Here is a 12,346-nt window from a genome sequence, read left to right on the forward strand (position 1 = left end):
ATTTTAGAGCTTTTTTATTGAGTATCATTCACGAAATATTCCCGATTTATTACTTGTTTTTACCGATTACTATGCTACATTATTTATCAAGCTAGTATTAAATTTATGAGCATCTAGTTTTTCAATGGGAAATTATATAAAATATTGTAAATGGTTTTAGAGTCCCGTCCAGACCGCATTAAAATAGTTGTGTTGTTTGTCTCACAAATGTGAGATAATAGGTAGAAAGCCCATTAACACTGGGTTTAACCAATGGAAAGCTTCCCTAAATATTGAGATGCTTTTTGGTTTATAACTAATACTGTGACTCAATTGTGATTCATTTTTATTCTTAAGTTTGCCTTATCTACTATTCAACTATTTATTCTCTGTAACAGAATAGTGCACTCTAAATAATCTGAACGTCTTCTGTAGTCTCTTTTTTTAAGATAATTGACAGAGATAATTTTACCCAGTTTAAATTGCTGTTCCAACTGATAAATAAGCTGCGTAATTTGGTTAAATGTCCCTTGCAAGGTGAACGCATAGGTTAGTAGTTCAGTTCCTTCTTTCGTAAAAACATGCGGGTTTTGAAAAGAAATTATCTTTATATTGGTAGAGTCGGCGAATGAATTGATGGTCAACAGCAAATTATTCTGAAAGGATTTATCTGTGAATATGCGTTTTGATTTTAAAATAGAATCGTAGTATTGATTTTCTTGTTGGAGTTGCTGTAATTTTTGAGAGCTGTTTTCAAATAATAGGGCTTCTCTTTTAAGATTAGAATACTGTTTTTCAAGCTCAAAGGTTTTGCCAAAAGAGAATTGATGCGCAATCCATAAAAACAAGATAAACCCAACAAGCAAAATGATATTTTTCTGTTTAGGTGTCATTCTTTGAAGGCGATTTCCAATTCGAAAGAAATCTTTGTTTTTTTACCAGAACCATAGTGATTAATGGCTACTTTGTCTGCCCAATGGAATTGCTCTAAAACGGATAGCCAGTTTGAGAAATCATCTCCTTTGGTAGAGATACCTTTGATCAATACTTTTTTCTGTTTGATTTCAATAAGCTTATCATTCTTTATCGTTTTTAATAACGGTTGCCAGTCGATTTCTGAAAGGACAATTGTTGGAGGTACGGCCTTCCCAATTTGATCTAAATACCAAGAGGCTTTAGAAGATGCCAAAGAAAAGTCTTTAATAAGCTTTTCTTTTTTCTGAACTTCACCAGTTAGTTTTAATAAAGAAGCTTTTTGTGTTTTGTTTAAAGCTAATGTTGTATTTAAATGATCTATTTTTGTAGTATAGTGAGTAAACAGTAAAAAGCTAAAAAGCAGCAACACAAAAATTGTTGCTAAACTAATCTTTAACCCAAGGTTAAATACGTGCTGCTGCTTAAATTGTTCTTTCAGACCAGTGATTGCATGACTGAAATTTGAAACTGTTTTTGAAGTGTTGGTATAATAGGTTAGTATACCAGCTAAAGGCATAACAGTATGATTTGTAAGTTCCAATCCATTGATGTTGAATTCTTTTTTCTTAGAACTGTTTAAGGAAATATTTGTCACTTTTTGATTCTTTAACTGAATCGCTGCGTTAGAGGTTGTCAATTCATCCCTATCTATAAAGTTTTCCAATGTAGAAATAGAGAGATTTCCCAGAGAGAAACCTACAATGAAATACTTCTTTTCTTGATATGAATCTAATAGCCTGTGAACATCTTCTTTCCTACAAATACTGATAAAGGTCTTCTCAGAAGATGAATATGTTTCATAATAAAAATCATCTAATTTTAAATTAGGAAATGCCAGTTTAACTGCTTGGTGTGCTTCTAAAACTTCATTAATGCTTTTAAATAAGACCTTATTTGTATTGATGATTAAAAATAAATGCTGTTTTGGTGCTATATGTTCCTTTAGTTTTTCAATAGTATCCACCTCAAACGAAGTGTCAAGAACAAGTTCTTTTTTCTTTTTAGTTAAGATCAATCCGTTGATGTGTTCCTGTCCACCAAAAGAGACATGTTCTATCGTACAGAACTTTTTACCATATGTTAGAGATTGCAGCACTATTTTATAATGGTAGGTTTAATTAATACAGTTAATTTTTTCTTAGTGTCTTCACGTTTCTTTTTGCTAAATAGCCATTTTATTACCGGTATTCTTGCCAATAAAGGAACTCCCGTACCACTATCATTTTTAATTTTTTCTTCCAGGCCACCCAATACAACCACATCTTGATCCTTGACACGTATGATAGAATTAAATTCTCTGGAGTTGATACCCGGAGGCGCATCTTCAGCAATACGTGTACCATTAAAGGTAGACTGAATCACATTAATATCTAAAGTAATTTGACCATTTCCAGAAACTAAAGGTTTAATGTTAATGGCAAACTCGGCATCAATAGGCTGATAATTTACAATTGTTGATGTTTGAGGATTGTCACTTCCTATTATATCTCTTTGTGTAACGGCGTAATAGGTAGTCTCGCCAATAGAAAGGTTGGCACGATGGCCATTTAAAGCCGAAAGCTTTGGTGTAGACCTGATCTTTACATTGCCATTAACTTCCATGGCTTTAATCCTGGCGAAGAAATTAGGCACTACCTGACCAATATTAAAAGATCCGAAGCTGTTAAAGTTTCCAATGATTCTATTAACAGTATTGGCGCCTAAAGTAAGGTCTGTGGTTGGATATATGCCTCCTTGTGTTTGGGTAGGTTGATCTCCGAGGCCCCATTCAATGCCGGTTTCTACCGTTGCTGTTTTGTTAACTTCTAAGAGCATAACTTCAATTAAAATAACAGGAACGGGTTTGTCAATAGATACAATGAATTTTTTAAAACGTTCAATATTTTGACTGGGCCCACTTACAATAAAACTATTCAATTCAACATCTACACTTACCTTTAGATCTTTTATGACGTCCTCCGGTAGCATATTCACCAAAGACTCTGCTTTATTTTCTCGTTGCGAAAATGTTTGAGGCCTGTTTGTATTGATATTTTGCCGATTAGCATTAAGGTTATTTGTTCCAGCGTTAAAAGAATTTGTTCCAAAATTTTGATCGTTTCCAATGGATGTTCTACCTGCTCTTCTTCCAAATCCATTATCATTGCTAGTCATAAATTCAATGGATCGATGCATAAGTGGTACCAGAACAGCATCTCTTAAGGATACCTGATCTTTTTTACCGAAATAATAAATGGAATCTGATTTCTTATAGGTAAATTCTGTGTTCTCCAGAATTTTATCTAAAAGATGGTCATACGTTATAGAAGCTGCTTTTACAGAAGTATTTCCCGCCTGGTCCAAAGGATTGGCCGTAAACATACTTTTATTCAGTTCATGGCCTATATCATATACAATAGTTGAGATGGCTGCGTTTTCAAAATCTACAGTAATTTTTTTGGAGATTGAATCTATCTCAAAAAAGAAATTAGAACTCAGTCCGCGTTGAGGCCTCTGAACTCGCTTTTCATTGTTAACGGGATTCACGTTGACCGAATTGGCCATTAGGTTTTCAAAAAGGTAGAAATTGTCTCTTGTTTTTGAAATACGAAGATTATTTGCAAAAGCCAGCTTGTCTAAAGCAGAATCAAACGGCATATTTTGAATATAACCTGATACTAATTGCTTACCCATTCCAGGAGCGAATACAAGGTTCTTGCCAGTTTGCTGCATGATTTGTTTAAATGCTACATAAAGCGTATCATTTTTCAGATCAATCGTCAATAGATCATTAACGGCATTGTAAGTAATGGGGATGACCCGATGGGGAAATATTTCTTTTGGTTTGCTGGGTTTGTAAATTGATAAGATATTTCCGGTAAAGTCAATAGCCAAATCATATTGCTTACAAACAAAAACCAACACATCTGCAACAGTGGCATTAGAAAAATTGTTATTAATTGTAATCTGTTGTAAATCAGGATGAATATTTAAGTTTACCTGATTAGCTGTTGCCAGTGCTTGTAAAAAATCTGCTAATGTAGTGTTGTTAACATTGATGTTTGCTTTTTTAATCAAACCCGGAGCTTCAGAATGCAGGCTATCTAAAGTCATTTTGATTTGTTCAATATGACTTTGTGCACATAGACCTTTAACAAAAAATAGTATAAGAAATATCAGTATAATTTTTGTGCTTTTCATAATTAACTCTCTGAGTTTAGCTTCAATATTTTTGGGCCATTGACCCTTATTCTAATAATAATGGATACACTTCTTCAACAGACGTAACTCCGGATTGAACCAATGCTAAGGCATTTTTTTTTAGCGTGGTAATGCCTTTTTGCTGAAGGTATTCATCAATTTCTAACCTGTTTGATTTTATGGCTTCTGTAAGCTCTCTGGTAATTGGAATGATCTCGTATATGGCTTTTCTTCCAGAATAACCAGTATGATAGCATTTTTCACATCCAATGGGAATAGCATGCTCTGTGAAATCTTTTGAAACTGAAATATGTTCAGGAAAAGTATCATCTGACACTTTCTTTAGTGTTTTACAATTAGTACATAGTTTTCGCACCAGTCGTTGCGCTACACTTAACTTTAAGGTGCTGGCTATTAAAAAAGGAGGCACGCCCATGTCAATTAGTCGTGAAATGGTGGCCCAAGCAGAATTGGTATGAATGGTAGAGAGTACTAAATGCCCTGTTAATGAAGCTCTAATTGCCATATTAGCTGTATCCACATCCCGAATTTCACCTACCATGATAATATTGGGATCCTGACGTAAAAAGGTGCGCAGAGATTTAGAAAAATCTAGCCCTATATTTTCTTTAAGTTGTACCTGATTGATGCCTTCTAAGGTGTATTCAATGGGGTCTTCAATAGTCAAAATATTAACATCATCTGTGTTTAATAGTTTCAACGTGGCATAGAGCGTTGTTGTTTTACCTGAACCTGTAGGTCCTGATATCAATACAATACCTTGTTCATTTTTGATACTTTGTTTGTAACGTTTTAATTCTTGTTCAGTAAATCCTAAGGATCCCAATTGAATGTTAGTAGCATCTTTGGATAGCAATCGTAAAACCAGTTTTTCACCATGCAACGTTGGTAAAGACGAGACACGAATGTCATATTCCTCATTTGATGTGCTTATTTTAATACGCCCATCCTGTGGCAAGCGTTTTTCTGCAATGTCTAGCCCGGCTTTTACTTTTATTTGGTTGATGATTTTGGGGTACTCCTGATTTGGAATAGTATATCTTTCTAATAGCTTTCCGTCAATTCTAAATCGTACACGGCGCATGTATTCAAACACTTCAAAATGAATATCACTACTTCCCATGTTTTTTGCTTCATGAATGATATTCAAGAGTAGGTCAGAAGAATCATGAAGCTGCGTATTCTTTTTTGATACTTGTTTGCGGTAATTTGATGTAAGTGCTTTTTGAATGAATTCTGAGGACTCGTTTTCCAGCATAATTTCTTTACCAAGAATAATTTGCAGTTCTTGCTTTAGCGTTTCCTTTTGAGTGGTGTCTGTTTTGAATATAATACTTCCATTGTGCTGTTCACTCGGTATAATTCTATAATGATAGGCTTGTTCAGCACTAATTAACTGTTGTAATTCTGTGGGTATGTTCAATTCTTCTTGCATATTATTGATAGAGATTTACAAGGTTAAACGTCCAGTTGATACTTAAAATCAATAACAGAAATAAGGCTTGTAAGCCGGCTAACGGAACAGTTTTGTTGTTCAACTTTGATTTTATTACTAAGAATAAAACAAGAGAAAAAATCAAAGAACCTACAAAGAGCACTACGAATGTATAGGTGGGGAAGCCGCAAGCCAAAACCAAGAAAAATAGGGCATCTCCTAATCCAAATACTTGAAATAAGGGTTGCTTTAGTTTAAACCAAGTATAAGTAAGCAGGACTCCGATAATGCATACTATTATCACAAAATTACTTCCAGTATTTATAAAGAATTCCTCTATGTTTACCTTCTTGAGGTAAAGGATAGCTATAAAAATTAAAGAAAGGATAAATAGATACAGAGACACTTTTCGCTCTTTAAAATCCTGATGACTAATTGTAAGTAGGCTTACAAGGCTTCCTATTTTTAATAGTATTTCCATAAAAATAGGTTTAGTCTTTTACGAGTTCTTTGGGTAAACCATTTTGGTCTATTTCCCATACGTTAAAAACCCCATCGCCATCAAAATCTGTAACAGCTACGGCCTTAGCCTTAAAGCTACTGTTTGAGGCTTCAATGATCTCATAAGAATAATTGGCATTGCCATTTTGTTGTACGGTTTTGGGTGCTTCAAAATCAATACTATTAAAGTCAGTACTGTATTTTGAGTACATAAAAAAGTACTGTTTTTCTAAGTTGGCAATATGTTTTAATTGAGTTTGTGCCTCTAAACTTTTGGTTTTAGAAATCAGCGGCATGAGGTTAGGTAAGGCTAGTAAAAGTAGAATGCCAATAATGACCAAAACGATCAATAATTCCTGAAGATTAAAGGCAGGTACCTTCTTAAAGATTAGTTTTTTCATGTTTGTGAATTTTAGCAACAATTCACTTCAAAACTAAATTTTTCTAAAAATAACTGATACCATATTTACAGCAATTAGATGTCAAAAACAGGTCATTTTTTACCATTTGTTAGAAATTTTTAACTGTTTATAACGAAAAGTATTACTCAGATTTTTTCGATTAAAAATACAGTCTAATTGTCATTAGTTTCGTTAGTCTAAAATCAAGACTAGCTATTCGCTCAAATTTTTATCAATGAAAAAGACATTTCTTTATTATCTCTTTATTATTTCAATAACTTATTCTTATTCTCAATTAGACTTTAAAAGGATGACCCCTCCTAATCCTAATGTGGCATCTTTAATGAAAGCGTCTGTTACACCAGTTACGGAATATGCGGGGTTGCCTAATGTAAGTATTCCTTTGTATACAATATCTGAAGATAATATTCAAATACCAATTTCTCTTTCATACCATACTGGTGGGATTCAAGTAGGAGAAGAATCTGGAATAGTAGGTTTAGGGTGGTCATTAAATGCAGGTGGTGTAATCACAAGAAATATCAATGGTTTTGCTGATTTTGGCGAAAGCCAAGCGTTTCACTCTAGGTACTATGATTCTAATGAACCCATGCCTGATCCAATTTTGAGTAATGAAGGGGGGAGCGATTATTTTAATATCAGATCTAATCAATTTGTTAGCGCAAATAGTACGTGTGAGATTTTAGCTAATGGAGTTTTAACAGAGTTTGACCTTCCAATAAATGGTGCTTTTGATCCTCCCACTGATTATATGCCTGATACTTATAATTATAATTTTAATGGTTACTCGGGAAGCTTTATTATGAAACGAGATGGTACAATTTTCTCAAAGGAGAAAAATGGAATAAAAATAACATGGCAAACGAAACCCGGTGTTGGTAATTATGATTTTACTTTTATTACCCCTGACGGCACTAAATATGAGTTCAATACTTGGGGTAAAACCAATACTAATGTTTCTCTTAATAGTAACGTACCTCAGACTCTATATACTTCTACTTGGTATTTATCAAGAATAACTACAATTAATGGTAGAGAAATTGATTTTATATATGAAAATAGAGGTAAAATATATCCAATAAAAACATTTGTTCAAAGATATGTATCAGCTATTGGAACTGGTTCGGGATTTACTGGATTTAATAATAGTGTTGCGCCTCTTTCGGAGGTCGACGATATTTATTTGACAGATATAAACTTTACAAATGGGAGTGTAAAATTTAATTATTCAATACTGAACGAAAGGCAGGATATAACTTCCGCTTATTATTTGAAAAATATAGAAATTTTCAATGATCAGAAAATAGTAAAGTATCACGACTTCAATTACAGTTATTTTGGGTCAGCTAACGCAGGTGGTTCTATTTTGGTTCAAGATGGAGATTATGGTGGGTTAGCTGGAAGTGGTAGCAGTTCACATTTAAATTTAAGATTGCGTTTAGATTCAACAATAGAAGAAGGTATTAAAACACACTCTTTTGAATATTTTGATGAGGTAAATGTTCTTTTAACTCCTAATAAAACCACTATGAGTCAAGACTATTGGGGGTATTACAATGGTATTAAAAATGAAGTTTCTTTTATACCATATGGTAAGTCTATAAATGGTACTATACCTACAAAGGCTAAAAGATTTCCAAAAGTTGACAAAGCAAAATTATTTAGTCTCAAAAAAATAACATATCCAACAAAAGGGGCTTCGTTTTTTGATTATGAATTGAACACTTATAATAGCACATTTGATGAAACACCAATAATAACCCCACCTCCTGCACCACCGACGGTGCAAGTAATTGAAAGAGTTACTTCATTAGGAGATGGTGAAAATGGCACATTCAAATCAAAAGTAGTTTATCCTAAAGGTGATAATGTGATTGTTAGATTTGGGCTTGCAATACCCTATTCTAGCGTTACACCTAACAATGATGGCCCCGTTCCAAATAGATTGAATCATCCATTTGACTTTGCCAGTGATATGTATGTAAAACTGATTAGGAATAGTGATGGTTTTGAAACTTTATGGCACCTTCCAACGGCACAAGCTTCCTTGGATTTTGAACAAAATGGAACAGCATTTTATTGTGAGTTCGATGCCACACCTTGTACTGTAGATATAGGCACACCTTACATTGGAGGATATACACTTGAAGCATATTATTTCAATCACAATGGCTTATATGGCGGACAGGCCACGATAAGCATGGAATGGGAAGAACCTGAAGTTGGTCAAGGTGATACTGAACGATATTCTATAGGAGGAGGTTTGCGAATAAAATCAATAACTGATCTTGATTCGAATAATGAACAATTAAGAAAAAGAAACTTTAATTATCATTATAAGCAACTGGACCCTGTTGATAATATTGAAGTAGAAAAATCTTACGGAAGGATTAAGATATTCCCTAATTTTTATACAGATTATCCGGACAGACTCATTTATGGTTATCCAAATTCTAGATTGTTAGGTGAAGCAGTTTCGCATAATAGTTTTTCAAAACATATGGGTAGCTATGTAGGTTATAACCAAGTTGAGGTTACCTATGAAGATAGTTCAGGAAATGATAATGGGAAAACGATTTCTAAATTTTATAATTACGGAGAATATTTTGGGTCTTTAAACCCAGTAACAACTAATCCAAGTAGTTATACTTTCGCTCCAATTAGATTACCAGAAAATGGAAAAATGTATAGGCAAGAAAATTACAAACGTAAAGAGGATGGTTCGTATGTTTTAGTAAGCAAAGTAGATAATAAATATGCTGTTAACGGACAAGAAACTGCCAATAACGTCTCACTAGAAACGCGATTTACAGACTATTTTAAAAGTATTGGAACAGATTACGTTTTAAGTGGAATTTTTGAATTTGAAGGAGGTTCTCCTGATCCTACAGTAATTGATTGTGTATTACTTAGCTTCCAATTTTATCCTCACTATTCACAGTTGATTCAGCAGATATCTCAGAAAGAAACAATGTATGACACGAATGGTGAAAACCCAGTAATCAAGGAACAATTCTTTAAATATGATAATGATATTAACTATTTACTTACTGAAACAGAAACATTAGATAGTAATGGTAACTTGGTGAAAACAAAAACATATTACCCCGATGATGTAGTAGATCAAAATTCTTTAGATGGAGGGGGGCTATCTTCATCAGCTTACGATGCCATTGTGAAAATGAAGGAAGACGGAACTCATAGAAGGGTTGGTCAACCTATACAAACTGTTTCAATAGATAATAATGAGAAATTAATTCAGCGTACTAATTTCAATGATTGGGGAATTAATTTTAATAGTACAGCGAATATAATTTTGCAAGAAGAGGTTCAAACTTCTAAAGATTCAGATGTATTAGAAAACAGATTAATTTATCATGATTATGATGATAGGGGTAATCCACTAGAAGTAAGTAAAGTAGATGGCACCCATATTTATTATATCTGGGGCTACAATGCGCAATATCCAATTGCCAAACTAGAGAATTTCACATCTGCAGATGCAGCTACTATTCAAGGATCGATCGATACTGCTGTAGGAGCATCAAATTCAGATTCGGATAGAACAATTGATACTATAGACAACGGAACTATTGTTTATGAAGGTCAAGAAGGTGCATTACGCCAAGCTTTAAAAGCTATTCAAGATACAGTAACGGGTGCTCAGATGACCTATTACACTTATGACCCTTTAATTGGTGTGACAAGCATTACTGACCCCAGAGGTTATACTATATATTATGAATATGATGCCTTGAATCGTTTGGAGCAAGTAAAGGACGCTGAGGGTAATATTCTTAGTGAAAACCAATACCATTATAAAGATCAAAGTCAACAACCTTAAAAATAAATTGTATGAAGAATTTCATTTTATTATTTCTACTGCTTAATTATTCATTAGCTATCAATAGTCAAAGTACTACTGAACTATGTACTGATCTTTATTGTGTTGGTGGTAATATAGGTATTGGTACAAACAATACTCAAGGGTTTAAGTTAGCAGTAAAAGGTAACATAATTGCGGAAAAAATTAAAGTACAGGTTTATCCCTGGGCTGATTTTGTATTTGCAAAAGATTATAAACTCCCCACTTTAGAAGATGTCGAAAAGCATATTAAAGAAAAAGGTCATTTGCAAGACATTCCTAATGCAAAAGAAGTAGCTGTAAACGGTATATATCTAGGTGATATTGACGCTAAGCTATTACAAAAAATAGAGGAGCTCACATTGTATGCAATAGATAAAGAAAAAAGGATTAGGGAAAACCAAAAGAGGTTACAAAAATTAGAAAATCATATCAATAAATAAAAAACAATGAAGAATATTATCACAATAGTATTTATGAGTATTTCACTGGTAGGTTACGCTCAAATAACAAATGGTTTGGTAGGCCATTGGCCTTTAGATGGTAATGCAAATGATCAAGCAAATAACAATAACGGAACAGTCTACGGGGCACAACTCACAACTGATAGAAATAATAACCCTAACACTGCTTATTCTTTTAATGGCTCAGAATATATAGACCTGGGAGATCCATCAATACTTGACTTTAGTGGTGAATTTACTATTTCAGTTTGGGTTTATAAAACACAAAACGCTTACGGCCATAAAAATGGAATCATAGGTAAATGGAACACTGGTGGTTCTCCTGGTACCAATGAGTGGTTGTTAGCCGCAAGTGCAGGATCTCCTGAAAATGACCCAAGTTTTTGTATAGAAATAGGTAATACTAAATATAGTGTGAACAGTTTTAGTGAACTCACCCTTAATCAATGGCATCATATAATAGCAATTAGGAGATCAAATGCTATTGAGATTTATGTTGATGGGGAGATAAAAGGTATAAAGGGAGTCCCTAACACACCTATAAATGATGTAGGTAGAAGCTTAGAGATCGGTAGATTTAGAGATAATATATATTTTGATAACGGCAGTGTAGATGATGCAAAAATATTTAATAGAGCATTATCCCAAGAAGAGGTACTACAATTATACACGGGTACATCATCCTTAGAATTATGTTCAGGACTGTTTTGTGAAGGCGGTAATATTGGTATTGGTACAAGCAATACAAATGGGTATAAATTGGCAGTAAAAGGAGATGTAATAGCTGAGAAGATAAAAGTAAAGGTATATCCTTGGGCAGATTATGTTTTTCAAGGTGATTATGATCTTCCTACGCTAGAAGAAGTAGAAGCGCATATTAAAGAAAAAGGACATTTAAAACATATACCCAGTGCAGCAGAGGTGCATAAAGAAGGTATTTATGTAGGTGAAATGGACGCAAAACTTTTACAGAAGATAGAAGAGTTGATGTTATACACCATTGCTCAAAATAAAGAAATAAAACAACAAGATGAGTTAATACAGAGATTAGAAACTAATCTAGTTAAAAAGCAAGGCAATTCAAAGTAAAAAGATTAATCAACACTATTATGAAAAAAGTCATATATATAACAATAACTCTCATAACAATGGTTAACATTTCCTGGAGTCAAAGTACCGTTGATCTGAGTTTATTAAACGGTTATTGGGTAGGTAAAGAAATACAAAGCGAGGTAGATGAATATAGTTTGGTAGCAGGTGTTGCATTAAAAGAAAGTGAAATTAGTCATCATCTTAATTTTCTAACAGACAGCACTTTATATTTTAAAGATCAGACTGAGGAGGCTACATACACTTATCACATTGTTAATAATAATACCCTAAGTATAAATGGTATAGAATATAGTATACAACAACTCACTCATAATGAATTAAAGCTGAAAGCGATTGGTGACGTTCAAACAATACTCTATTTTAATAAGAAAGAAGAGAATGGGTATTAAAA

Annotated in this window: 10 protein-coding genes; 4 read left to right on the forward strand and 6 right to left on the reverse strand. The window is 33.5% G+C overall.

What is annotated here, in order from left to right; genetic code table 11:
* Positions 1-353 precede the first annotated feature (353 nt).
* From AC1EU5_RS15505 to AC1EU5_RS15530, 6 genes are read right to left on the reverse strand one after another with little or no spacing between them, the layout of a single operon-like run.
* The gene (locus AC1EU5_RS15505) at positions 354-872 is read right to left on the reverse strand and encodes a hypothetical protein (RefSeq protein ID WP_480193331.1); all 519 of its coding nucleotides are present in this window, start codon (positions 870-872) and stop codon (positions 354-356) included.
* Positions 869-2,050, reverse strand: a complete 1,182-nt coding sequence (locus AC1EU5_RS15510; RefSeq protein ID WP_480193332.1) for a hypothetical protein — start codon at positions 2,048-2,050, stop codon at positions 869-871. The genes AC1EU5_RS15505 and AC1EU5_RS15510 overlap by 4 nt, the downstream gene beginning before the upstream one ends.
* Positions 2,050-4,134 carry a type II secretion system protein GspD gene (locus AC1EU5_RS15515; RefSeq protein ID WP_480193333.1) on the reverse strand — a complete coding sequence of 695 codons (2,085 nt, stop codon included), beginning with the start codon at positions 4,132-4,134 and terminating at the stop codon, positions 2,050-2,052. Before AC1EU5_RS15515 ends, AC1EU5_RS15510 begins: the two co-directional genes overlap by 1 nt.
* 46 nt (positions 4,135-4,180) lie before the next feature.
* Positions 4,181-5,590, reverse strand: a complete 1,410-nt coding sequence (locus AC1EU5_RS15520; protein ID WP_480193334.1) for a GspE/PulE family protein — start codon at positions 5,588-5,590, stop codon at positions 4,181-4,183.
* 1 nt (position 5,591) lies between these two features.
* Positions 5,592-6,071, reverse strand: a complete 480-nt coding sequence (locus AC1EU5_RS15525; RefSeq protein WP_480193335.1) for a hypothetical protein — start codon at positions 6,069-6,071, stop codon at positions 5,592-5,594.
* Between the two features lie 10 nt (positions 6,072-6,081).
* The gene (locus AC1EU5_RS15530; protein ID WP_480193336.1) at positions 6,082-6,492 is read right to left on the reverse strand and encodes a type IV pilin protein; all 411 of its coding nucleotides are present in this window, start codon (positions 6,490-6,492) and stop codon (positions 6,082-6,084) included.
* Positions 6,493-6,727: 235 nt separating this feature from the next.
* Between AC1EU5_RS15530 and AC1EU5_RS15535 the strand changes: the two genes are divergently transcribed.
* The 4 genes from AC1EU5_RS15535 to AC1EU5_RS15550 are packed head-to-tail and all read left to right on the forward strand — an operon-like array spanning position 6,728 to position 12,344.
* Positions 6,728-10,357, forward strand: coding sequence for an RHS repeat protein (locus tag AC1EU5_RS15535; protein WP_480193337.1), 3,630 nt, complete (start codon positions 6,728-6,730; stop codon positions 10,355-10,357).
* A gap of 11 nt (positions 10,358-10,368) precedes the next feature.
* Positions 10,369-10,821, forward strand: coding sequence for a hypothetical protein (locus AC1EU5_RS15540; protein ID WP_480193338.1), 453 nt, complete (start codon positions 10,369-10,371; stop codon positions 10,819-10,821).
* A 6-nt stretch (positions 10,822-10,827) separates the two neighbouring features.
* On the forward strand, positions 10,828-11,931 hold the full coding sequence (locus tag AC1EU5_RS15545; protein ID WP_480193339.1) for a LamG domain-containing protein: 1,104 nt from the start codon (positions 10,828-10,830) through the stop codon (positions 11,929-11,931).
* 59 nt (positions 11,932-11,990) lie between these two features.
* Entirely contained in the window at positions 11,991-12,344 is a 354-nt protein-coding gene (locus AC1EU5_RS15550; protein WP_480193340.1) for a hypothetical protein, read from the forward strand.
* The last annotated feature ends 2 nt before the right edge of the window (positions 12,345-12,346 follow it).

Source organism: Maritimimonas sp. 2405UD52-3 (assembly GCF_056591715.1).

Excerpts from the sequence above, each read along its gene's own strand:
- AC1EU5_RS15505 (WP_480193331.1), bottom strand. The coding sequence starts at position 872 with ATGACACCTAAACAGAAAAATATCATTTTGCTTGTTGGGTTTATCTTG.
- AC1EU5_RS15515 (WP_480193333.1), bottom strand. The coding sequence starts at position 4,134 with ATGAAAAGCACAAAAATTATACTGATATTTCTTATACTATTTTTTGTT.
- AC1EU5_RS15520 (WP_480193334.1), bottom strand. The coding sequence starts at position 5,590 with ATGCAAGAAGAATTGAACATACCCACAGAATTACAACAGTTAATTAGT.
- AC1EU5_RS15525 (WP_480193335.1), bottom strand. The coding sequence starts at position 6,071 with ATGGAAATACTATTAAAAATAGGAAGCCTTGTAAGCCTACTTACAATT.
- AC1EU5_RS15530 (WP_480193336.1), bottom strand. The coding sequence starts at position 6,492 with ATGAAAAAACTAATCTTTAAGAAGGTACCTGCCTTTAATCTTCAGGAA.
- AC1EU5_RS15535 (WP_480193337.1), top strand. The coding sequence starts at position 6,728 with ATGAAAAAGACATTTCTTTATTATCTCTTTATTATTTCAATAACTTAT.
- AC1EU5_RS15540 (WP_480193338.1), top strand. The coding sequence starts at position 10,369 with ATGAAGAATTTCATTTTATTATTTCTACTGCTTAATTATTCATTAGCT.
- AC1EU5_RS15545 (WP_480193339.1), top strand. The coding sequence starts at position 10,828 with ATGAAGAATATTATCACAATAGTATTTATGAGTATTTCACTGGTAGGT.
- AC1EU5_RS15550 (WP_480193340.1), top strand. The coding sequence starts at position 11,991 with ATGGTTAACATTTCCTGGAGTCAAAGTACCGTTGATCTGAGTTTATTA.